The sequence below is a fragment of the Ensifer sp. 4252 genome (genome assembly GCF_050434565.1).
Lineage (GTDB): Bacteria > Pseudomonadota > Alphaproteobacteria > Rhizobiales > Rhizobiaceae > Ensifer.
Map to the genome: position 1 here is coordinate 22,071 of NZ_JBNDIU010000035.1, position 23,237 is coordinate 45,307.

Below are 23,237 nucleotides of genomic sequence, written 5' to 3' on the forward strand. Positions count from 1 at the left end.
CTGTGATTGATCGCGATCACCAGCGCTCCCATAGACTGCCCCTTGCTGGCCTCAGGCTCTGTTCTTTCGCCCTTGTGCACGCGAGTGGCGGAGTATGTTGACCGCCACCTTTGAAGGTTGGCACATTGGATCCGTGATCAGGCTGTCAGAAAAGACCGACGGATTGGGCCGGTGCCTCATCGCGACGATGTGCAGCGATGAATAATTTCCAGAAGGCGGTCACAAGACCGCTCGACATATTGCTGAGGACACGTGGCAACGCCCAAAAGCAGACCGGGTTTCGCGAAGGCCGGCGACGCGTGCCATACCGACAAGGGTGCCGGTGCCAGGCCGAACGGTAGCGTTTCGCGCACGATGGAAACATCTGGGGTGCCATCGGCGAGCCGCAACAGAACGGCCAGACCCGCCGTATCAACGGTTATCCCGTCTGCGCGCGCCTCCAGAAACCGCAGCAATGCGTCTCGGCGTGCCGTGTATGCGCGTTTCGTGCGCCGCAGATGCCGCAAGAAATGCCCCTCGCAAATAAACTCCGCGGTGGCGAGTTGTACGGATGGCCCGGGCGGAGGCGCCAAACATGCCGCCACCTCGGCGAAGCGGGCTTCCAGAGACCGCGGCACGAGGACAAAGCCGAGGCGCAATGTCGGACTTATGGTCTTGCTGAACGAGCCGATATGGATGACCCGGCCTGCACGATCAATCGAGGCGAGTGCCGGCGCGGCGCGGCCTGTCAGTTGCAACTCGCCCAAATAATCATCCTCGATTACCCAAGCTCCCGCCTGATCCGCCCAATCAAGAAGATGCAGCCGTCGCCCGAGCGAAAGCGTCATTCCAGTTGGAGCCTGCTGTCCAGGTGTCACAACGACTAGCCCCGCGTCCGGAGCGATGCGAAGGCCGTAGTCGACATCGATGCCGTCGGCGTCAACCGGGACAGGGACAGGCAACAATCTCGCCAACTCAAGCCCGCGCCGCGTGAACGGAAATCCAGGATCCTCCATCCATGCCTTGCGTCCTTCGAGCCCAAGCGCATGGAGGGTCAATCCAAGGCCGCTGGCAAAACCGCAAGTGATGAGGATCTGAGAGGGCAAACACTCGATCCCGCGCGCAATGGCAAGATAGGCGGCGATCTCTCGCCGCAGCTCGAGTTCGCCGCGTGGGTCCGGATACATCGCCGGTGCGCTCGCCTCGGCCCGCACACTTTGGGACCGGATCCTGGCGAAGAGTTTTGCGGGAAAGGTCTCCTTCGCCGGCACGCCCATCTGGAAGATTGCCGGGCCCGCGATCATCTCCTGATACCGCTCCATGAAGGAGCCAGGCTCCGGTGGGGAATCCTGTCGCCGGGATAGGATCGGTCGCTCCGTTACACGCGTTCCCGTTGAGCGAGATGGAACGATAAGCTGAGCCGCCGCCAGTTTATCGTAGGCCAGCCGAACGGTGCCACGGGCGACGCCAAGTTGGGCCGCCAAGTCTATCCAGGAGGGTAGGCGCGCGCCTGATGCCAATACGCCACTGTCGATCGCGGCAGTGATGCCCATGCAGATCTGGTCCGCCAGCGGGGTCTTCGCAGTGCGATCAATCTGCAGCTCAAGCGGTTTAGCCATTCCGTCCCGTGGTACAAGATTTTCGTGCGTTCCTGGTGCTTAATGCAGGACCAGCCGAGGGGTATTTATAGCGAGTAGATGAACAGGCTACAAAGGAGAAATGTCATCATGAATGCACGATCCATCATCGGTGCAGCCTGCGCCGCAGTCGCCATTGCCGTTGCGATGCCCGTCGCCGCGCATGATCCCCTCGAAACAGTTACGCCGGCCTTCGAGCAGAATATTCCGAACATTCCCGGCAAGTCGGTTCGCGCCGTGGTCGTCGATTACGGTCCAGGCGGAGCGTCACTGCCACATGTCCATGCAAAATCGGCGTTCATTTTTGCCTATGTTCTGTCGGGAGAAATCGAGTCACAGGTGAACGATGAGCCCAAGAGGACCTATCGTCCCGGCGAAAGCTTCTACGAGACCCCTGGCTCCAGCCACCTCGTAAGCCGCAACGCGAGCAAGACCGAACCCGCGAAGCTTCTGGCTGTCTTTGTCGTCGACACCGACGACAAGGAACTGACCACCACAGCCAACACAAAGGAATGAACAGATGTCAGCCCGTCTGGACTATAACCAAATCGCTCCTGCCGGCGCGAAAGCGCTGGGCGGTGTCTACGGTTACGTCATGCAAAGCGGCCTCCCATCCGTTTTGCTCGAGCTGGTCTATCTGCGCGTTTCCCAGATCAACAACTGTGCCTATTGTCTCGACATGCACACGCGGGATCTTTTGAAGAAGGGGCAGCAGATCGAGAAGATCGCGTTGCTTCAAGCCTGGCGGGAAGCCGGACCTCTCTTCGACGAGCGCGAGCGTGCGGCGCTCGCATGGGCCGAAACAGTGACGCGCGTGGCAGAGACGGGTGTGCCTAGTGACGCCTATGACGCTGTCAGCGCCGTCTTCAGCGAACGCGAACGCGTCGATCTCACGATCGCGATCAGCCTCATGAACGCCTACAATCGGATGGCCATAAGCTTCAGGAATGTGCCCCACGCGGCGATTGGCAGATAGCCTCGAAACAGCGCTCGCGGACCGCGGCCGATCGCGCGTCCGCAGCGCGGCCCAACGCGATTTGGCGGTGGAGCCCGGGCTGTTTCACTGTGAGCAGCGCGCTCGTCACTGCACTAACATCGAGAGGAAAACACATGCCGGATGTCTCAAAGACCTTCTCAGGAAAGGCATGGCGCGTCCATCAGTTCGGGCCGCCAGATGTAATGCAGTTGGAGCGCGTGGACACTCCAGAGCCAGGGATGAACGAGGTCATCGTCAAGGTCCATGCGGCTGGTGTTGGCCCTTGGGACGGGTGGATTCGCGCCGGCAACAGCGCCCTGCCCCAGCCTCTCCCGCTCATTCTCGGTTCGGACATCTCAGGCGAGGTCGTCGCGGTCGGCGCTGGGGTCCCGCGGTTCAAGGTTGGAGATGATGTTTATGGCGTCACCAACAAGCGCTTTTGTGGTGGATACGCGCAATACGCAGTCGCCAGTGCTTCCATGCTCGATCACAAACCAGTGTCGATTGACCACGTCGCTGCGGCATCGCTGCCCGTGATCGCGGTGACAGCATGGCAGGCACTTTTCGATCAGGCTGGTTTGGAAAGGGGCCAAACTGTGCTGATCCACGGTTCGGCGGGAAACGTCGGCGCCTATGCCGTGCAATTCGCCAGAGAAGCGGGCCTTCGGACAGTGTGCACCGCCGCGTCAGGTGACATCGAAAGCCTTGTTGCTCTCGGTGGCGAAACGGTCATCGACTATTCAAAAACCAGATTTGAGGACGAAATTCGCGATGTCGATGCCGTCATCGATCTGGTGGGCGGAGAAACCCAAACGCGATCGTTCCGGGTGCTGAAAAAGGGAGGGCGATTGATTTCGGCCGTTTCGGTTCCGGACCAGGCTCTGGCCGCACAGCACCAGGTCCTGGCCAAATTTTTTCTCGTCGACGTATCGACCGAAAGCCTTGCCGGCATCTCCTCTCTCGTCTCCCGAGGTGCACTCCGGATGAATGTCGGGGCGACATTACGGTTTGAGCAAGCGAAGGACGCGCACTTGATGCTCGAAGGCGAGCTGCCGAGACCGAAGGGAAAAATCGTCCTGGCAATGGGTGAAGCCAACTAACGAAAATCGCGCCAGGCTACTGGAGAAATGGAATGATGGGTCGCTTCAACAGGCCCTTCTTGCATGGAACACACCGATCGCCAGAACGACCCCGGCGATCAGTATCGCAACGCCGGCGCCTTCCAGAACCGTCGGTAGTCGAGCATGGACAATGAGCCCGCCAATGACGCCGAAGGCCGTTTCTGAAACGATCAATTGAGCCGCCAGCGCGACCGGCAGGCTGCGCGCGGCCACATTCCAGGTCCAGACGCCGCCAACTGTCGCCACCAGAGCGAGCGACACACCCCACAGGTACAATGGTGCAGCGGTGCCCCATCCGAAACCAAGCTTGGGAAGCTGGAACAACCCCATCGCTGCGCCAATCGGGTAGAAAACCAGCATCAAAATGCCGCCGCCGATGAGGATGAGAGCAGACCACACACCTGAAGGCATGCCCGGTCTGGCGGCCAGTGCTGCCTGGTTAGCAATGGCAAACCATACCCACAACACGACGGCTGCGATAGAAAGTGGAACCCCAATCCAGAGTGAACGCACAGAATCCAATCCGACCTCGGTGAACGCGGCGCTGTTGACAAGAACAAGACCGAACAACACCAGCATGAGCGGCATCATCAAAAATCGCCACGGCAGGGATCCCTGCCGCCGATTGCCGATGAGGGCCAGAACGATCGGGACAAGTCCGAGGAATGCGGGCGCAATCACCGGCCCGGCATAGATGGCCGCGCCCGTAACCGTGAGGAAATAGCCGACATAGCCGATGAAGGCGAGCCACGTGGCGATGAGCCAGTTGCCGGGGGTAAGGTACTGCGCCACCCCCTTTGTGATCACCAAGATATACGCGCCAACCACCGCCGAAACGACATGGCGGATCAAAGCAAAATCGAAGGTAGAGTAATCGCCGATGACGAACGGCACGATGAAGTTGAGGGAAAAGGCGAATGCGGCAAAAATCGCCGCGAAAACGCCGATATAAAACTGCCTGTCCATAACTGGCCCCGATCTGCCAAGCCAAGCGAGGCGGTCCCGCCGTCTGCTCGTTCCATGGCCAATGTTTCTCTATGCTACACAGCGATAGAGGCTTCGCGCTTCCCTTGATCTAAGACGTTCGTTCGAGGGCACTGCCGGGCGTCGACGTTGTCGCCCCTGTGCCCTCAATGGTGGTCAGTTGGCCAGGTAGCGGTCGGCGGGTTTGTTCGTAGACAGATTGTCGGCCATCGCCTGGCGGGCAGCCTCGAAGGTGTCCCACTGGCCGACATCGTGAAGGCTGGGGATCGTAACGAATTCGTTGCGGGCGAGACCGATGAGCGCGGCGTCGACCAAGGCATCGGCCGGCATGATGATTTCCTGGGGCAAGTGCTGAACGGGCAAGCCGGCGATATCCCAGAAGTCGGTCGCAGTGGCGCCTGGCAACACGACCTGCACATGAACGTTGCTGTCGGCGAGCTCCTGACGCAGGCTCTGGCTGAAGGCGAGAACAAAAGCCTTTGTGCCGCCGTAGACGCCATTCAGTCTCTCAGGTGCAACCGCCACGATCGAAGCGATATTGATGATGGTGCCCCTGTTCCGCTCGACGAAGGCAGGCACCGCGGCATAGGTGAGGCGCATCAGAGCGTCGACGTTGAGTGCGATCATCGCGCTCATGGCGTGAGCGTCAGATTGGAGCAGAGGCGCAGTTGCGCCGACGCCGGCATTATTGACCAGCATGGTTATCCGCGGATCACCGGCGATCTGCGCCGCGACCCGCGCCACATCGTCCGCGACCGTCAGGTCGGCCGTGACCGTTTCAACCGTGCGGCCCGTCTGCTCGTGAATGGTTGCAGCAGCTCGCCGCAGCCGATCGCCGTTTCGCGCGACGAGGATCAGATCATAACCCTTCCGAGCCAGGCGATCAGCGTAAAGCGCACCGATACCGCTCGATGCACCGGTAATGACAGATTTTCCCAACGTCTCTTGCATCGTCGTTCCTCTCTGATTGTGGTGAAAGCAGGCCGTCATCGCTGGCGAGCTTCGGTCTCTGCTCATGCCCTTTAGATTAGGCTGGACACCCAGCGACCGGTACTGAGGGGAAATGAGAGCCAGCCTCTCGTTTCGTAGTCTCGGGTCAGACAAGGCGCCGATATCGCGGCGCCAACTCGCCATTCACGAGATCATCGAGCAGCGTCTTGCGCGCGTGTTCGTACCGCGCCCATTGGCTTGCCTTCGCCAGAGAGGGAATGGTCAGCGGCTCGCGACGGTCGAATCCGACCAATGCGGCATCCACCACGTCGGCGGCACTCATCATTCCGGGCAGAAGTTCGGCTTCACATCCCGCAAATGGCCAGACATCGGTGCGGATTGCGGCGGTCAGAACCAATTGTACATAAACGCCGTGATGTCCCAGTTCGTGTTGCATCGTGCGGGCCAGGGCGATCAGGAAGGCCTTGCTCGCGCAGTAGACGCCGGTTGCAGTTTCGGGTGCGATGCCGACGGCCGACGCCACGTTGATAATCGCACCGTGGCGCCGAAGGGCCATGCTCCGGGCGGCGGCCGCCGAAATGCGCGTGTATGCCCTCACATTCGTGCCAATCAGGCGGTCGAGATCTGGCGCAGAAGCTTCGGCCAGTGCCTTGCCGGGAGGCAGGCCGAGATTATTGACGACGACGTCAAAGCCGGTTCCTCGCGCGAAACTGGCTTCCACGTCATCCAGGCCGCGATCGGTGCAAAGGTTTGGAGTGATGATCTCGACCGCCGCATCGGTTTCGGCTTGCAGAATACGCGCAAGCGCGGCTGGTCGATCAGCACCATTTGCAAGCATCACAACATCGTATCCGCGGCGCGCCAGCCGATCGGCATAAAGGAGACCGATCGCGCATGACGCGTAGGTCACAAGGGCCTTCGGGTGCGTTCGCGACATGACATTTCGTCCTTTCGCGACCGGTGTATGTCATTCCGCCCCGTTTGGGACTTGCCGACATCAAGAGGCTGCCTCTCGCATTCTTGCTCTACCGGCCGCGGGCGCGGCGCTCAATTCTTATGCCAGGTCCTGAGCGCGTCGCTGACGACAAGCAGGCTGATTGAACCACTATTTCCGAGCCCTCTGGGAGAGAGACATGCACATACATCTGAAACGGAAAATCGCATTCGCCCTGTCGATGGGCGTCGTGACGACGGGGATCATCTCCTTCTCGCTTCTCGCCTTCAATCTGGGCTTTTCGAATGGATTTGTCCTGACGTGGCTGCGTTCCTGGGGGATCGGCTACGTGATCGTCATTCCCGCAATCCTCCTGATCGGCCCTCGCCTTCAGGCGCAAGTCGATCGCCTGGTCTACTGATCTGACGCTACATTGAGGAAACTGACATGCCAAAATCATCCATTCGGAGGTTGTTTGCAGCCGCCGCGGTGCTTTGCTCGGCCATCGCACCGGCAAGCGCCGAAGACAGCCAACAACCAAAGGCCAACATCGACTTCCTGAAGATCGATGCAGACATCACGCTTAGAAGAATGGTAGTGCACAACCCGAGACCGAAAGGGACCGTTCTTTTCCTGCATGGGTTTCCGGAGACCCTCTATGCCTGGAAAGATGTTTCGCTCGCCCTTGGCAATGACTACGAGGTTCATGCTTTCGACTGGCCAGGCTACGGCCTCTCATCAAGGCCAGCGGTCGACAGATTTTCCTATGCACCCAAGGACTACGCGCGCGTCTTGAAGGAATACGTGGCGAAGGCGGATATCGACACATCGAAGCTGACGATCTACGCAACCGACATCGGAGCCCTGCCGGCGCTTCTCCTGGCGTTGGAAAACCCTGATATCGCCAAGACGATCATTGTCGGTGACTTCGCTCCCTTCAACAGGCCCCAGTACATGTACGAGAGCCTGCAAAGCCGGAAGGTGGCGGGAGCGACCGGTCAGGCGCGTGCCCAGCTGAACAAGAATCGCGCGGATATCCTCGAGAACGCCTTCAGACGAGGCCTGCCCAAGGAAGCGCAGTTCGAGGTTTCGCAGGAATTCAAGGACGACATGGCCAACGGCTGGAACCACGGCGCTATGACGACGGCAGACGCTTTCTCATACTACTATTCTCACTTCACGCGGGACCAGGACTATTTTGAATCGCAATTGGCCCGGTTCAAAACACCCGTAAATGTGGTTTGGGGTGAGAACGACCTCTACATCAAGAAGGAAATGGGGCTCGAACTCGCCTCAAGGCTCCCCGCAAAACTCAATCTTCTTGCCGGCGTTGGGCATTACCCTCATCTGCAGAGCCCGAAGCAAACGATCGAAGAGGTTCGAGCTTCATTTCGGTGACGGGGCGTAGCTGTCAGGCCGCCGATCCATACCCACTGCAAGTCGTACGGAGCCGCGGCAGGGCCCAGTCGATGAAGGCGCGCACTTTCAGTGCGAGTAGCCCTTGACGCGAATAAACGATGTGGATCGGTTTCGCCTCGCCGCCATAACCTTGCAGGATCGGCACAAGCGCGCCGGTGGAGAGCTCCTCTGGCACCTGGTAGTCAAAGACCCTGGAGATGCCGACTCCACCTAACGCGGCGGCAACACAATTTGCCGCCGTGTTGACTTCGAGCCGGGTGATCGGAAGAGCTTCGATCAGTTTACCGTCGACGTCAAATCCCCAGAAGAACGAGCGGTTGTTGAACATGATGCCGTCATGCTTCGGCAGGTCGCTCGGATGCTCAGGGACGCCATGCCGCTTGAGATAAGCTGGACTGGCAACCGTCAGAAGTCGAAACTCGCCAGCCTTGACTGCGTAAAGAGAGCTGTCGGCAAGTTCCCCGAGACGAATGGCAACATCCACCTGCTCGTTGACGAGATTGACTGAGCGGTCCAACGACAAGATGTTCAAGGAGACTTCCGGGTGCTTGTCCATGAAGTCCAATGCAATCGGCAGCACGTAGCGGCTTCCGAACTCCACCGGCATCGTGATCGTCAACGTTCCGCGCGGTGTTTGATATTCACCCGAGGCGCGTCGCTCGGCCTCCTCCAGGTCCGCCACGATCTTCCGCGCCGCTTCGACATAATCACGACCGGCATCAGTCAGTTGCAGGTTTCGGCTTGTGCGAATGATTAGGTTTGCACCGAGGTGCCGCTCGAGATCAGCGACTTTGCGGCTGACACTCGGCAAGGGAGCATTCAGCTTGCGGCTGCCAGCCGACAAACTTCCGGCGTCGACCACCGCAAGCAGTACCCGCATAGCATCAAGTCGATCCATTGGACCCCGCGACTAGAGTTCGGCTTCAGCTTGCCAGTGCCCTGAGAGCCAGCCGCTGGCGGGGGTATTGTAGCGCCGAACATCGCCGAGTCGCTATGGGTGCGTTTCAAACACGATCTGGCGGGCCCTGCGCAAAAGCAAGCGACTCGCCATCTTCGAAGCCTTTTGCGCTCAACCACAATGTTGTAGAAGTGTTGCAATCGACCTAAGCGGGAATCATCAGGGAGAAGTGCGCATGGAACTGCTGACGCTACAACATTTTGCGGGTTGCGTCGGGCAGGCGTTCGATCTGTCCCTTGGTGAAAGCACGGTGCCGTTGACGCTCGCGGAAGCTTCTCCGGGCACCACACAGATCCTGCCTGGCATGCGGCGCGCGCCTTTTTCCCTGGTGTTCCGCAGCAGTTCGGCGATCGTCCTGCCGCAGCAGATCTACCACCTGAGGAATGCGTCGCTCGGCGCGCTGGAGATCTTCCTCGTACCGGTCGCCAGGGACAAGCAGGGCATCGTCTACCAGGCCGTATTCAATTGATGAGGTGAAAGCCGGTCAGAGACGCCCAGTCTCGGCGAGGTTGCTGCAAGACCATTCCATCCGGACGTGTGAACCACCATTCTCCTCGGCTCGAAAACCAACACGATGGTAGAGAGCCTGCGCCCGGCAGTTATGCTGCTCGACGTGCAGGACGACGGCCTCGCAATCGGACACCGTCGCCTCGTGCTGGATGGCCGCCAACAGCGTGGTTGCGTGGCCTTGACGGCGCCATTCCGTCAGCAGTCCGATGTCGACGATGAGCCAGCGCTCCTTCGTCGCATCAAGATAGACGCGGCCGACTGGCTCGCCTTCGATCTCGACAACGAGAAAATCTGCATCGGGAAACGTCGCGGTGTAGTGGCGATGCTGGAACAGGAACTGCTGGTCGAGGAAGGCGCGCTTCTGTTCGACCGGCCACGGCACGGCCGCCAGTTCGTCCGCCCGAAACGAACGGTAGAGTTCGAGCAGAAACGGTATGTCCGCAGCCGTCGCATGACGCAGGACGATGTTTGCCACCGACAGGCGCGAAGGTTCGCACCGCGCCGGAAAGTCGATCTCGGCAATCTCGACGGGCGGCATCACCCGAACGACGGGTAGACGCCGTTGAGCGCGATGCAGAAATTTACGGCCAGGTAGGGCTGGCGGTTTTCATGCGGGAGGTTCCCTCCCGCTAAGCCGATCATGTTGGGAGCAAACTGGGCGTTGCTCTCTACACGTATGCGCGCGTCAGCGGCGCCTTGCCGCCGGGGCTGGAGCTTTCTTCTGGCGGTGTGATTTCCGGAACGCCGACCGGTTCCGGCCCGTACAACTTCACGGTGCGCGTCACGGACGCCACCACACCGACGCCGATTACCTTCGACAAGAGCTACAACGTGACAATCGCGGCGCCCGTGATCGACGCGACGCCGGACAACCCGCCTGACGGCGGCATCGGGGTCGCCTATAGCTTACAGTTTTCGGCAAGCGGCGGCACCCCAGGCTATACCTATACGCGCGACAGCGGCACCCTGCCGAACGGCTTGAGCCTTTCGACCGGCGGGCTGCTGTCCGGTACGCCCACGACGGCTGGAAGTTTCACTTTCAAGCTGAAAGTTCAGGACAGTACGACGATTTCGACCGGCGGCGTCCACTTCCTGGCGCAGGACGTTACAATCACCATCAACACCTTCCCACCCGTGACCCTGTCGCCGGCGAGCGGTTCGGCGCTTTCCGGCGGTACGGTGGGCACGGCCTATTCGAACACGTCCGTCTCGGCCAGCGGCGGCTCGGGTACGATCACCTATGCGGTGACGGCAGGTTCATTGCCCGCCGGCCTCGCGCTGAGCGGATCGACGGGCGCGATCAGCGGGACGCCGACCGCCGCGGCGAGCGGCACGGCGACCTTCACGGTGACAGCGACCGCCGCGACCGCCGGTTCGGCTTCTGCAAATTACTCCATCACGGTGGCCGCGCCGCCGGTGGTGCTGTCACCGGCGAACGGAGCCCTGTTGGCTGGAACGGTCGGCGTTGCCTATGCGAACAGTTCGATTTCGGCCACCGGCGGCGTTGGCGCGATCACCTACGCCTTGACATCCGGTTCGTTGCCGGCGGGCCTCAGCATCAATGCCTCGACTGGCGCCATCACCGGCACGCCGTTGGCCGGCGCGTTCGGAACCGCAAACTTCACGGTGAAGGCGACCGCGGCAACCGTCGGGTCGGATTCGAAGAACTACTCGATCACGATCGCAGAGCCGCCAGTGGTGCTGGCGCCAGCAGCCGGCGCCTTGGCGGGCGGCGTCGTTGACGTGGCCTATCCGGGGGCATCGGTGTCTGCGAGCGGCGGCTTGGGGACGATCACCTATGCGGTGACGGCGGGTGCGCTTCCCAATGGCCTTGTTCTGGACCCCTCGACGGGCACGATTTCCGGCACCCCGACGGCGGCCGGGTATGGCACGGCAAACTTCACGATAAAGGCGACGGCCGCAACCGCAGGCACGGCAGCTGCCAGTTACTCGATCACGATCACGGCACCGCCGATGACGCTGACGCCGGGGGGCGCGTTGACCGGTGCTACCGCTGGTGTCCCCTATTCAGAGACGTCGATCAAGGCGACGGACGGACTGGGCACGGTCGTCTATTCGGTATCGTCCGGAACCTTTCCGCCGGGCTTGACCCTGAATGGATCGACCGCTGCGATCAGCGGCACGCCATCGCTTGCGGGTACTTTCAACTTTGCGGTCACAGCGACCGATGCGCATAGCCGGACCGCCACTGAGAGCTACAGCATCACCGTGGCTGCTACGGTTCCTGACGCACCGACCGCCGCTGCGGCGACAGGCGGTGACAGCAGCGCAGATGTGAGCTTTGCTGCACCCGCTTTTAGCGGCGGCACGCCGATCACCAGCTACACCGTAACCTCAAATCCGGACGGCATCACCGGAACAGGACCGTCGAGCCCGATCACGGTGCCCGGCCTTTCCAACGGCACCAGCTATACATTCACTGTGACCGCGACCAACAGCACCGGCACAGGCCCTTCGTCAGGCGCTTCCAACGCGGTTACACCGAAGGCTGCGCAAACCATCACCTTCGCCAATCCGGGCGCACAGAACTTCGGCACAACACCCACATTGACGGCAGCATCGAGTTCCGGACTGACGGTTACCTTTACGTCGTCTTCCGCCGCGGTGTGCGAGGTCAGCCCGGGCGGGCAGTTGACCTTCCACCTCGCCGGTCCTTGCTCCATCAATGCCGACCAGGCGGGCGACGGCAGCCACTTGGCCGCGCCGCAGGTCACACAGACTTTCACCGTCAACGCGGTCGCCCCCGGTGCGCCGACAGGCACGAGCGCAACGGCCGGTGTCGCGGCCGCCACTGTCTCGTTCACCGCGCCCTCGAACACGGGCGGTGCGACGATCGCCAGCTATACCGTCACCTCAAGTCCGGGCGGCTTCACGGGAACGGGACCGTCGAGCCCGATCACGGTGCCCGGCCTTTCCAACGGCACCAGCTATACATTCACCGTGACCGCGACCAACAGCGCTGGGCCGGGTCCGGCGTCCAGCGCATCCAATGCGGTCACGCCGAGGTCGTCCCAGACGATTGCCTTCGGCAATCCGGGCGCGCAGAACTTCGGCACCGCTCCGACTTTGACGGCGAACGCGAGTTCCGGTCTGCCCGTTGCCTTTGCGTCCTCGACCACGGGGGTGTGCACGGTTACTCCCGGCGGAACGCTGACCTTCCAGCAGACCGGTATATGCACCATTGAAGCCTCTCAGTCGGGCGATGGCACCTACCTCCCCGCACCGGCGGTCGCACAAAGCTTCGCCGTCAATCCCATCGTGCCGGGTGCGCCGACGGCGGCTTCTGCGACCGCCGGCGACACGCAGGCGATGGTATCCTTCGCCGCACCGTCGAGCACGGGCGGTGCGACGATTACCGGTTATACCGTCACGTCAAACCTTGGCGGCATCACGGGGACCGGCGCATCGAGCCCGATTGCCGTGAGCGGCCTTACCAACGGCATCAGCTATACATTCACGGTGACTGCGACCAACAGCGCTGGCACGGGTCCGGCGTCCACTGCCTCCAACGCGGTCATCCCGAAGGCGGCACAAACCATCACCTTCGCCAATCCCGGCCCGCAGGACTATGCGGCACCCGTGACGCTGAGCGCGAGCGCCGACTCCGGGCTCACCCCAGTCTTCCAATCGCTGACGTCAAGCGTCTGCGTGATCACGCCAGGCGGCGCCTTGACCTTCCGCAATGGCGGCACCTGCACCATCGAAGTATCGCAGCCGGGCAACGGTTCCTATCTGGCTGCCCCGAATGTCAGCCAGTCCTTCCTGGTTTCGGCGCCGATTTTCGCCTTCACGCCGGCCGCCGGCGCATTGCCGGTCGCGACCGTGGCGACGGCCTACAATCAGAGCTTTGGTGTCAGCGGCGGAACGGCGCCCTATAGCTTTGCGATCGCCGGCGGTGCGCTTCCGGGCGGCTTGACGCTCGACACTTCGACCGGTGCGCTTACCGGTACCCCGACGGCTGATGGCGCGTTCAATTTCACGGTGCAGGCGACCGACAGCTACGGCGCGGCCGGGACCAGCAGTTATAGCCTGACCGTTCGCATCCAGGCACCGATCGCGGGTGCCACGACTGCAACGGTTGCGGCCAATTCGTCCGCCAATACTATCACGCCCAATCTTTCCGGCGGCGCAGCCGCGTCTGTCGCTATCGTCGCGGCGCCATCGCATGGTGCAGCTAACGTGACGGGAACCACAATCAGCTATACGCCGGCGACCGGTTACTCCGGCGCCGACAGTTTCACCTACACTGCGACGAACGCAACGGGCACGTCGGCGACGGCGACGGTTACCGTCACGGTGTCGCCGCCGACGCTCGCCTTCACGCCGGCGCCAGGCGCGCTTGCCGGTACGACGGTCGCGCAATCGTACGATCAGACGATCACGGTTGCGAATGGAACGGCGCCCTATAGCTACGCGATCACTGCCGGAGCGCTTCCCGCGGGCTTGACGCTCGCCGGCGATGGCCGCCTTTCCGGGACGCCGACAGTTGACGGACCGGCGACCTTCACCGTCACGGCGACCGACGCGAACGGCGCCACGGGCGATGCGGCCTACAGTCTGGCCGTAGCCGTTCAGGCACCATCTGCCGGTGCGGTTTCTGTCACCATCGCCGCGAATTCTGCAGCAAACGCCATTACGCCCAATCTTTCCGGCGGAGCGGCTGTGTCCGTCGCGCTTGCGAGCGCGCCGGTCCACGGAGCCGCGTCGGTGTCAGGCACGTCGATCCTTTATACGCCGGCGGCCGGCTACTCGGGCACTGACAGCTTTACCTATATGGCGACGAACGCAACGGGGACGTCTGCGTCCGCGACGATCACAGTGACGGTCTCGCCGCCGGTCCTGGCGTTTTCGCCACCTGGCGGCACACTCGCCAATGCAATCCCCGGCGTTTCCTACAGCCAGATCATAACGGCGAGCACGGGAACGGCACCCTACAGCTACACGATCGCGTCCGGTGCTCTGCCAGGGGGGCTGACGCTGGACGGGTCGAGTGGGACCATTTCCGGACGGCCGACCGGCGATGGCGACTTCCGTTTCACCGTGACGGCGACGGACGCCAACGGCGCGACAGGTCAGGCGAGCTACCAGATCGCCGTCGTCTCCAGCAATTTCGTCTTTAGCCCGCCCGCCGGCGCACTGCCGGATGCGATGGTCGGCGAAGCCTATTCTTCGCGCATTTCGGCGACCGGCGGGGTTGGCGCTCTGGTCTACAGCGTCACGAGCGGCGACCTGCCGAAAGGCATGGTTCTCAACGTCTCCACCGGCGAACTGACCGGGCCGCTCGCCAATGATGCGACGCCCGATACCTATCGTTTCACCATCGGGGTAGCTGACAGCCGTGGTGCCAGCGGATCGGCGGCTTATAGCCTGCAACTGAAGGCCCGCGCCGTCACCGCGCCGGATATCTTCGTCGAGGTCCCTGCCGGCTCGACACCGAATAACGTGTACCTCAACAGCGGCGCCACCGGAGGCCCGTTCATCGGCGCCGCGGTCGCCTCGGTCTCGCCGCCGATCGCCGGCGCGGCCGAGATCATCGAGGGTGAACTCGCCGCTGCCGGCAGCTTCACGCCGGTCGGCTTTTACCTCAAGTTCACGCCGAACCCTTCTTATTCCGGCCCTGCCGTTGTTGGTTACACGCTGCAGAGCGCGATCGGCTCCTCCAATGTCGGGCGTGTCACCTACAAGATCGCGCTCGATCGTGTGGCGGCCGGGGAGGAAATCGACAGCCTCGTGCGCGACTTCGTCCGAAACCGGCAGAACCTGCTGTCGTCGACGGTCAAGGTGCCGGGCCTTCTCGATCGACGCCGGGCTGCGACGAGTACCGATCCGGTGACGACGGCTGTAACGCCCTCGGACAAGGGCGCACGGCTCGGCTTCTCCTCCAGCCTCGCCCAGATCCAGGCAGCGCGTGATGCAGCCGATGCGGCTGCAGCCGGCCAAACTTTCGTGAAGACTGACCGGCTCTTTGACATCTGGGTGAACGGTAGCTTCCTGTTCCACAAGGACGAAGATGACAAAAGCGACAAATGGGGCAATTTCGCCCTGTTCTCCGCCGGCGCCGATTATCTCCTCAGTGACCGCGCGCTGGTCGGCCTCTCGGTCCACTACGATTACATGACGGATCCGACCGACGAGGACGCTGAACTGACCGGCAACGGTTGGCTCGCCGGTCCCTATGCCTCGTTCGAAATCGGGCAGAATGTTTTTCTCGATGCTAACCTGCTCTACGGCGGCTCGTCGAACGACATCGACACCGGCATTTTCCGTGGCGGCTTCGATACAAGCCGCTGGCTGGCGGATGTGAAGCTCACCGGCGAATGGCAACTCGACGAGATCACCATTTTGACGCCGAAACTCAGAGCCGTCTATATCAACGAGGAGACTGACGATTACACCGTGAAGAACGCGATCGGCGAGACGATCGATCTAAAGGGCTTCATCGAGGAACAGGCGCGCTTCAGCGTGGGGTTCGACGTCGAGCGGACGCTTGAGCTGGAAAACGGCCTGACGTTGTCGCCCTCGGTCGGTGCAGATGTCGGCTTCGCTTCACTTGACGGGGAAGGCCTGTTCGGACGGGTCTCGGCTGGCCTTGCGCTTTCCAACAACAACAACTGGGATCTCGATTTCTCGCTGCTGTTCAATGTTGAGGGTGACGGCTCGCGATCCGGTGGTGCGAAAATCGGCGCACGCGTAAGCTTCTGACTATAACGCCCCGGCTCACTGACACGGGCAATGGAGTAGCGATCAAGGGCAAGTCGGCGCGGACAAGTTGGGGATCCCTCTCCGGCCGCTTCGGTCTGCTGGTACCGTTCCCAGCCACCGGCCGCGAGCACCCCTGGACTGCATGTGACCAGCGATGCTCTGCGCTCGATCGGCAATGGTCTGGAAGAATTGTGCCGCGTCGACCTGCGACTATCGAGAGCTTGGCGCTTCTTCTCGATCGCAGGCGAGTGCCATCTACTGACCGTGACGGTGAGCCCACTTGCCCTTCGAGGCAAGAGCCATATCAAAGACCTGACGCGAAGTGGGCGACGCGGCAGTCGCCACGGCCCCGGCACCGAAGGTCACAGCACTACGCGCGCACAGGTCCAAGTGCTGAGACGCTTCCAGCGTTCTGAGCAAGCTTCCGTGGGCAGTCGAATCCTAGCTCTTCTCGACCTGTTCCGCGAGCCGTCGCAGCCCCGGCAGATCGCAGAGAAGCAGCTTCTGTCGCCCGCCCTGTACCAGTCCCCGTCCCTCCCAGGCGCTGAGAATGCGCGAGACGGTGTGGAGCGTCGTGCCGGTCATTTCGGCAATGTCCTGACGGGAAATTGGAAAGTCGATACGCACGCCGAGCTCTTCGCGTTTTCCGGCCTGGTCGGCCAGGCGCAGAACCGCGTGCGCGACGCGGCGTTCGACTTCCTCGGTCGACATCTCGCGGATGCGGGTATGGGCCTCGTCGAGCCGCTGGCCGATCGTGTGCATCGCATTGATGGCCAGATGCGGATTGCTCTCGACGAACACGTTCCAGAGCTCGGTCGGCCAGGCGAGGACGAGGCTTTCCGTTGCCGTCATCGCCGTGCCCGGATAGTCGCTGCGCTGCAAGGCGCGGGCAAAACCGAACAGATCGCCCGGGTTGACGACACGGACGATGATCTGCTGTCCGTCGCGGGTGACCTGGGTGACCTTAAGGCGTCCGTGCAGGAGCAGGTAGAACGAATCCGCCGCAGCCCCCTGCTCGAAGACGGCCTCATTCTGCGGGACGCGCCGCACGGTCGCATGCGCCAAGAGCTTGTCCAGCTCCTGATCGCTCATCTTCTGAAACAGCGGGAGTGATTTGACGAGTGTTCGGTCCAGTGCAGCCACGTCGTTTCCTGTCTCCTGCGGATCGGCGATGCGGGCTGCTATATCACGTGCGATCGGGAGGAAGAAGCGGACAACACCCTTTCGCCGCCCTTAAGCGGCGATATTCAAGGCCCCGCGCTGTTACACCGCACCGGGGAAACGGCGCTCGAAGGCGTACAGCATGTCCGCATACCAACGATCGTCGCGAACCAGGCGGAAGCCGAGATTGTCCGGCGGCACGCCGACCGCGCAACCGCCGCTCTTCGGATCGCGAATGAAGAAGCTCATCGACGCACGGTGCTTGCCGTCGACGACGTAGATCCCGCAGGCTTGCGATATCTTCAGCACTTCGCCATCGACGCCGATCGTCACGCGACGGTGGCAGGTCTGCGTCCATTCCCAGACATTGCCGTCGAGATCGGCGACGCCGAATTCGTTTTCGCCGAACGTGCCCGACGGTTGCGGCATTGGGTTCTTCGACTTCTGCCGCGCGGATTCGCGCTCGTAGTCGGCAAGCCACCTCAGCGCCGGATTGTCCTTGCTGCCGTCAATGCCGAGCGCGTCGTCGGGAAATTTCCGGCCGGCCGCGAAGGCCCATTGCCGATCGGTCGGCAAACGCCAGACCTGCCCCGTCTTTTCCGTCAGCCAGGCGGCATAATTGCTGGCGTCGGTGTAGTTGACGCCGGTCATCGGCGTATCATTGCCGAGGCTTGCCGCCGGCTCACCCTTTTCGCAAGCGCCGTCTTCGACGCATCGCTGAAAATCCGTGCGGCTAACCTGGTACTTCATGATCCTGAACGGTTTCGCCAGCGTCGCATCAACCAGCGGTGCATCGACGGCAAAGCCATTCTTGATGAAGTGGCCTTCGGCCCGGTATTCCATGCGGCGCGGCTCGATCGTCACTGTCACTGGCGCTTCGATGCGGGTGTCGACCGTTGCGTCGAGGTCATCCAGCAGCCCGACCTTGGCCGAAAGCACCCCGCCGATGGCAACCAGCAGCAAAGCTGGAACGGCGACGGAAAACACCGAAACCGAATTCTTGTGACGTCTATCGCGCATGTTCTTCCCCTTCTATTGGCATGCGCCGATGGATCCGGCGCATGCCCTTGTCGCTGCCTCGTGCTGCCCAAAGACCTCTTCGGGCAACGTGGCCGATTGTCATGTCGGGGCTACATCGACGCCGGCTTGACGACCGAGGTCATCAGATCGTCGTTCCACTCGCCGGTGACCTTGAAGTGTCCGGCCGCGCCCAACTCGAAGGCCTCGATCAGGTTGTGGTTGACGTAGGCATAGATGCCCGGCTGCCGGAATGTGTAGAAAGCCGCGCCGGCCGTGCCGCCCGGAATGAACCAGGTTTCCTGATCGAGCTCGGGCGGATTACGGAATTTGCCGGTTGCCCAGACATAGTCGCCGTGTCCACCGATCAGGTGTGGCCGTGTATCGCGGTTGGCCTGCGAGTGGATGACGAGCACATGTTCGCCAACGGCCGCTGTCAGCGCCCTCTCTCCAGTCAGCGCTCCGACCGCGCCATTGAAGACGACGTGGGTCGGGGTCAGCGTGCGCATCACCTTGACGGTATCTTCATAGGCTTCGCCCGGCGTTTCGTATTTCTTGTAATTGCCGGCTTCGTCGCGCGGGATGTAGAAATCCTGCTCGCCCACGTAGTAGACCTTGTCATAGGTCAGCGGCTGTCCCTTCTCATCCTTAAGCCCGTCACGCGGCAGCACCATGATGGCGCCGTTCATGCCCGAGGTTACGTGCCAGGGCACCATGCCTTCCGGCGCGCAATGGTAGACGAAGACGCCAGGCTTGGTCGCCTTGAAGCGCAAGGTCGTCTCCTCGCCGGGATTGACCTGCGTCAGGCCGCCACCGCCCAAGGCCCCCGTTGCTGCGTGAAAGTCGATATTGTGCAGCAGCGTGTTGGTGGCGGGGTTGATCAATCTGAGTTCGACATAGTCGTTCTCGTGGACGACCATCAGCGGACCGGGAACCGAGCCATTGAAGGTCATGGCGTGCACTTCGGTGCCGTCGCCGTCAATGACCAGCTTCTTTTCTTCGATGGTCATGGTGAACTCGACCACGCGCGGGCCGGTCTTGGCGACCTGATCGTGAGCATGAACGAAGGGCGGAGCGACGAGGTCGACCTTGACCCGTTCCAGTGTCGCAATGTCGACCGGCGCCGTGTCCGCTGCCGCGGGAGCGGGAGCGGCGGCCGTTGCGGCCTGGGTCGAGGTCGCCGTCAGGATCGGCGTCAGCGCGCCAGCGAAGGCGGCGCCGGCCAGAATCGTCCGGCGAGTCATCTGCAGCTGTTCTGTCATCATTGCTCTCCTTGGGCATGACCGCGCGACCGGAGTGGCCGTCCGAAAATCATGCCGAAATTCAACGTGTTACGGTGTCCTCTGCCGTCCGTGGCGGGCTCACCTCAGGTTTTGACCACCGGTTTTTCAGTAGTCATGCCTCAAGTAGAACCGAGAGCGAATGACGTCTTTGTCTTGGAACAAATCGCCCCGGAAAGTGGATGTTTTTCTGCAAATCTTCGCGGGGGCGGCGTTCGCCAGGCTCTATAATTGCGTTTTCGCAAAGATGCCTCGGCAAGCCCCGGATAAATCGATCCCATCCACCCGTCCGCTCGACGAAAGAACAGGATCGAACAATGTTTAGTTACTTCAGCAAACCAAGGCCCAGCGGAGGAATCCCGCGCGGAATCGCCACCACCGGTCCCGTTCTCTTTTCCTATGGCTTCAGACCCTTCTTCCTCGGCGCCAGTCTCTGGGCGATCTTCGCCATGGCCGGATGGATCGCCACCCTAACCACGGGTATCGATATTGCCGGTGAATATGGGCCTGCCCACTGGCACGCCCACGAGATGCTCTTCGGGTTCTCGTCCGCCGTACTCGCAGGCTTCCTTTTGACCGCGGTTCCGAACTGGACCGGAAGATTACCCGTTTCCGGCAGGCCGCTCGCCTACCTGTTCTCCCTGTGGATTGCCGGGCGGCTGGCGCTGCTTGCAACAGATGTCATCGGGTTGAAGTCGGCAGTCATCATTGAAGCCGCGTTCATGCCGGCATTGCTCGCGATCTGCGCGCGCGAAATCATCGTCGGTCGGAAGTGGAAGGATCTGAAAATCGTCATTGGACTGGTCCTCCTCTCGGCGGCCAATGTGTGGTTCCACATTTCCGTCGTCCGGGAATTTGACGTCGACGCGGCGGCGCGGCTGGCGATCGGCGCCTATGTCATGCTGATCATGATCGTCGGCGGCAGAATTCTGCCGAGCTTCACCCGCAACTGGTTGAACAAGTTCGGCCGGACCGACTTTCCGGTTCCCTATAACCGCTTCGACACAATGACTATTCTTGTCGGCGTCGCTGCTCTTGCCTGCTGGACCTTCGCGCCGCAGCACATCGTCACGGCCACGATAGCGTCCGCCGCCTCGTTGCTGCAGGCGGCCCGGCTTATCCGCTGGCGCGGCTGGACCACCTGGCCGGACAAGATCGTGTTCATCCTGCACGCGGCCTACGCCTTCGTGCCGCTCGGCTTCGCAGCCGTTGCTGCAGGTGCCGTCGGCGCCCTCGACGGCTATCCCGTCATGCATGTGATGACCGTTGGCGTCATGGCCTGCATGATGCTGGCCGTCATGACGCGTGCGAGCCGTGGACACACCGGACGGCCCTTGGCTGCGTCGAACCTCAGCTGCGTTTCTTACATCGCCATTATCGGCGCGGCGCTGGCGCGCCCCTTCGCCGAAATCCTGCCGGCGCACTATCATCATCTGATCGCGCTATCGGGAGCACTCTGGATTACAGCCTTTGCGCTGTTCTGCATCGAATACGGACCGATGCTGGTTCGCGATCGGCGCTCGCCACGTGGCGCCGCCTAGCGACCGCGGGAAACTCACCTTGCACAAATGAAATGGAGGTTGCCGTAGACACGGCAACCTCCATTAGGCGTTTTCAGATTACTGTACGATTGATCCCTCGAGCATCATCTCCGGGGTCCACGGCGGTTCGTAGGTCAGCCGTACTTCGGCATATTCGACGCCCGGCACGTACCAGACGCAGGTCTGCACGGCCTCTTTTAGAAAAGCCGTCGCGGGGCATCCCTTTATCGTCGTCGTCATCGTCACCCGGACAAGTCCACCGTCCTGGACGGCAATGTCGTAGATCAGACCGAGATCGACCACATTGGACCCCATTTCCGGGTCGACAATCATCCGCAGGGCGCTGCGTATCCGTTCGATCAGGTCTTCGCGTTCAGTCGGCTGCATTTTCGTGCCCCTTGCGTCCACCCACACGGATCAGGATGCGATAGGTCTCGCCCGCCGCGTCGAAATTTCCGGCCCATTTGTGACCGCGCTTGGCTAGTTCGGGGTAGAGAAACAGCGGCTCTCGCGCGAGCAAGGCGAAAAGCACCTCGCCGGCCTGCATCCTTTCCACCACGGCCAGAATGCGAACCATCGGCTCGGGCGGGTCCAGATCCGTCAGATCGAGTTGGCGCACGGGATCCGGCCAGGCATCCAGATCTGTGTCTCCGGACGAGACCCTGATCTCGTCCACCTGTCCCTCCGGCGTGAACAGAACCTCCCAGTCGCCGTTGCCGAGCGGCTGGTCCTCGTGGGCAAAGCCGCGGCCGGCCATGACGCTGAAAAGCGGCACCGGCCTGAACGTCGCGATCAGTTTCAGCGGTTGTCCGGGTGCCAGACCGTCGACAGCACTCATGATGGCCTGGAACGGGTCGTTACCGCTCTTCAAAAGCGGCCTGACATCGAGCTCGTAGGGGTCTTTGGTCATGGTTGTCTCCAATGAAAGAACTCAAGGGGTAAAACACCTTCATTTGGCGGCTTTTCCCTGGGTTCGGTTATATTTTGACCGGCATTGGCGCCGATCGGCAGAATCCTGCTCTCCGCCGGGCAGACCGCGTTTGGCTGTCCTTCGGTTTTTGAACCAGTCTCCAATTCGTGACCCTGATGCCTTCTCGGCTTCGGTCACAGCGTGGCGTTCGGCTCCCGGTTTCCCATTCTCCGCTAGGAGCGCAGCCCAGTCCTGCCGGGCTCGCTAAACAACCATCAGGACAGCCGGGATATCGTCGACGCGCCTTCCGTGGTGCTGGTGCCGTGCGGCTCGAAAGCGCGCTGGTCACGCAGGATCTGGAAGGCGATCGTCAAAAGCTTGCGCGCAATCGCAACCCGCGCCTTGTTGGTTCCTCTGATCTTCAGGTGCTCGTACTGGGCTCGCAGCTGTGCATCGCTGGTGATGGCTGGAGCAACTGCTTCGACGAAAGCCCAGCGCAGCCACTTGTTGCCCTGCTTGATGATCTTGCCGTGATAGGTCTTGCCGCCGCTCGAATAGGTCGAGGGCACCAGCCCGGCATAGGCGGCCAGCTTCTTCGGGTTGCGGAACCGCGCTATGTCATCGATCTCCGCGTCGATCAGACGGGCAAAGAACTCGCCGATGCCGGGGATCGTCTTCAACAGCCTGACATTGGCGTTGGCTTTGGTCATCGCCCGGATCGTCGCTTCCGACTGCTTGATCCGCTCATTGATGGCGCCAATGAAAGCGAGGCCACGGTCGATCTGGATGCGGTCGATCTCAGAGACGTTGACCTGCGAAAGCTGAATGCGGCCGGCCTTACCAAACAGATCGCCGAGCGTCTTCAGTTGCGCCGTCTGCTCCGGATAGCGATCAAACACCGTGACGATGCGGTTCTTCGTCATCGTGCGCAGCCGCACGTAGAACATCCGCTCCCGCAGGGCGACACGTAGCTCTCGGGCACGTTCGCCTGGCGCCCAGGCTTCCGGCACCAGGTCGGCGCGCAGCAAATGCGCCAGCACGGTCGCATCGATCTTGTCGGTCTTGATCTTGGCGTCGGCGATCGCCTTGACCTTCAACGGATGGGCGAGAACGACATCATCACAAATGTCGTCGAG

20 protein-coding genes are annotated in these 23,237 nt (G+C 61.6%); 8 read left to right on the forward strand and 12 right to left on the reverse strand.

Annotation, left to right across the window (positions count from 1 at the left end):
- Positions 1–176: 176 nt before the first annotated feature.
- On the reverse strand, positions 177–1,598 hold the full coding sequence (locus ABIE33_RS33245; RefSeq protein WP_429132998.1) for a PLP-dependent aminotransferase family protein: 1,422 nt from the start codon (positions 1,596–1,598) through the stop codon (positions 177–179).
- A gap of 108 nt (positions 1,599–1,706) precedes the next feature.
- On the opposite strand from ABIE33_RS33245, the gene ABIE33_RS33250 reads away from it, so the two are divergent.
- From ABIE33_RS33250 to ABIE33_RS33260, 3 genes are all read left to right on the forward strand, one after another.
- Positions 1,707–2,132, forward strand: coding sequence for a cupin domain-containing protein (locus ABIE33_RS33250; protein WP_057217035.1), 426 nt, complete (start codon positions 1,707–1,709; stop codon positions 2,130–2,132).
- 4 nt (positions 2,133–2,136) lie between these two features.
- Positions 2,137–2,592 (forward strand): carboxymuconolactone decarboxylase family protein, encoded by a 456-nt coding sequence (locus tag ABIE33_RS33255; protein WP_025430188.1) that lies wholly within the window; start codon positions 2,137–2,139, stop codon positions 2,590–2,592.
- Positions 2,593–2,726: 134 nt separating this feature from the next.
- The gene (locus tag ABIE33_RS33260) at positions 2,727–3,692 is read left to right on the forward strand and encodes an NADP-dependent oxidoreductase (RefSeq protein WP_429133001.1); all 966 of its coding nucleotides are present in this window, start codon (positions 2,727–2,729) and stop codon (positions 3,690–3,692) included.
- Positions 3,693–3,737: 45 nt separating this feature from the next.
- On the opposite strand, the gene ABIE33_RS33265 is transcribed toward ABIE33_RS33260, so the two are convergent.
- The 3 genes from ABIE33_RS33265 to ABIE33_RS33275 form a co-directional block, all read right to left on the reverse strand.
- The gene (locus ABIE33_RS33265) at positions 3,738–4,679 is read right to left on the reverse strand and encodes an EamA/RhaT family transporter (protein WP_429133002.1); all 942 of its coding nucleotides are present in this window, start codon (positions 4,677–4,679) and stop codon (positions 3,738–3,740) included.
- 174 nt (positions 4,680–4,853) lie between these two features.
- Complete coding sequence (locus ABIE33_RS33270) at positions 4,854–5,648, reverse strand: SDR family NAD(P)-dependent oxidoreductase (protein WP_429133004.1); 795 nt, start codon at positions 5,646–5,648, stop codon at positions 4,854–4,856.
- A gap of 145 nt (positions 5,649–5,793) precedes the next feature.
- Positions 5,794–6,585 carry an SDR family NAD(P)-dependent oxidoreductase gene (locus tag ABIE33_RS33275; RefSeq protein ID WP_429133006.1) on the reverse strand — a complete coding sequence of 264 codons (792 nt, stop codon included), beginning with the start codon at positions 6,583–6,585 and terminating at the stop codon, positions 5,794–5,796.
- Positions 6,586–6,781: 196 nt separating this feature from the next.
- On the opposite strand from ABIE33_RS33275, the gene ABIE33_RS33280 reads away from it, so the two are divergent.
- Both ABIE33_RS33280 and ABIE33_RS33285 read left to right on the forward strand, forming a co-directional pair.
- Complete coding sequence (locus tag ABIE33_RS33280; protein WP_025430193.1) at positions 6,782–7,003, forward strand: DUF2798 domain-containing protein; 222 nt, start codon at positions 6,782–6,784, stop codon at positions 7,001–7,003.
- Between the two features lie 26 nt (positions 7,004–7,029).
- The gene (locus tag ABIE33_RS33285; protein WP_429133009.1) at positions 7,030–7,980 is read left to right on the forward strand and encodes an alpha/beta fold hydrolase; all 951 of its coding nucleotides are present in this window, start codon (positions 7,030–7,032) and stop codon (positions 7,978–7,980) included.
- 13 nt (positions 7,981–7,993) lie between these two features.
- Here the strand turns inward: ABIE33_RS33285 and ABIE33_RS33290 are convergent, their stop codons facing one another.
- A complete protein-coding gene (locus ABIE33_RS33290) occupies positions 7,994–8,899 on the reverse strand; it encodes a LysR family transcriptional regulator (RefSeq protein ID WP_429133010.1) in 906 nt (301 codons plus the stop codon).
- Between the two features lie 235 nt (positions 8,900–9,134).
- On the opposite strand from ABIE33_RS33290, the gene ABIE33_RS33295 reads away from it, so the two are divergent.
- Positions 9,135–9,428, forward strand: coding sequence for a DUF6916 family protein (locus ABIE33_RS33295; RefSeq protein WP_429133012.1), 294 nt, complete (start codon positions 9,135–9,137; stop codon positions 9,426–9,428).
- Between the two features lie 15 nt (positions 9,429–9,443).
- Here the strand turns inward: ABIE33_RS33295 and ABIE33_RS33300 are convergent, their stop codons facing one another.
- On the reverse strand, positions 9,444–10,007 hold the full coding sequence (locus ABIE33_RS33300; protein WP_429133014.1) for an N-acetyltransferase family protein: 564 nt from the start codon (positions 10,005–10,007) through the stop codon (positions 9,444–9,446).
- Positions 10,008–10,123: 116 nt separating this feature from the next.
- Here ABIE33_RS33300 and ABIE33_RS33305 point away from each other — a divergent pair, with 116 nt between their 5' ends.
- The gene (locus ABIE33_RS33305; RefSeq protein ID WP_429133032.1) at positions 10,124–16,192 is read left to right on the forward strand and encodes a putative Ig domain-containing protein; all 6,069 of its coding nucleotides are present in this window, start codon (positions 10,124–10,126) and stop codon (positions 16,190–16,192) included.
- Positions 16,193–16,633: 441 nt separating this feature from the next.
- Here the strand turns inward: ABIE33_RS33305 and ABIE33_RS33310 are convergent, their stop codons facing one another.
- The 3 genes from ABIE33_RS33310 to nirK form a co-directional block, all read right to left on the reverse strand.
- Positions 16,634–17,335, reverse strand: a complete 702-nt coding sequence (locus ABIE33_RS33310; RefSeq protein WP_429133016.1) for a Crp/Fnr family transcriptional regulator — start codon at positions 17,333–17,335, stop codon at positions 16,634–16,636.
- A gap of 120 nt (positions 17,336–17,455) precedes the next feature.
- A complete protein-coding gene (locus ABIE33_RS33315) occupies positions 17,456–18,373 on the reverse strand; it encodes an SUMF1/EgtB/PvdO family nonheme iron enzyme (RefSeq protein WP_429133018.1) in 918 nt (305 codons plus the stop codon).
- 110 nt (positions 18,374–18,483) lie between these two features.
- A complete protein-coding gene (gene nirK / locus ABIE33_RS33320) occupies positions 18,484–19,632 on the reverse strand; it encodes a copper-containing nitrite reductase (protein ID WP_429133020.1) in 1,149 nt (382 codons plus the stop codon).
- 335 nt (positions 19,633–19,967) lie between these two features.
- On the opposite strand from nirK, the gene ABIE33_RS33325 reads away from it, so the two are divergent.
- A complete protein-coding gene (locus tag ABIE33_RS33325; protein WP_429133022.1) occupies positions 19,968–21,191 on the forward strand; it encodes an NnrS family protein in 1,224 nt (407 codons plus the stop codon).
- A gap of 78 nt (positions 21,192–21,269) precedes the next feature.
- Here ABIE33_RS33325 and ABIE33_RS33330 read toward each other — a convergent pair whose 3' ends face one another.
- The 3 genes from ABIE33_RS33330 to ABIE33_RS33340 all read right to left on the reverse strand — a co-directional run.
- Entirely contained in the window at positions 21,270–21,578 is a 309-nt protein-coding gene (locus ABIE33_RS33330) for a metal-sulfur cluster assembly factor (protein ID WP_429133024.1), read from the reverse strand.
- Positions 21,565–22,101, reverse strand: a complete 537-nt coding sequence (locus ABIE33_RS33335) for a DUF2249 domain-containing protein (protein WP_429133026.1) — start codon at positions 22,099–22,101, stop codon at positions 21,565–21,567. The genes ABIE33_RS33330 and ABIE33_RS33335 overlap by 14 nt, the downstream gene beginning before the upstream one ends.
- Before the next feature lie 275 nt (positions 22,102–22,376).
- Positions 22,377–23,237: IS110 family transposase (locus tag ABIE33_RS33340; protein WP_429133028.1), on the reverse strand; the 861-nt coding region annotated here is incomplete at its 5' end.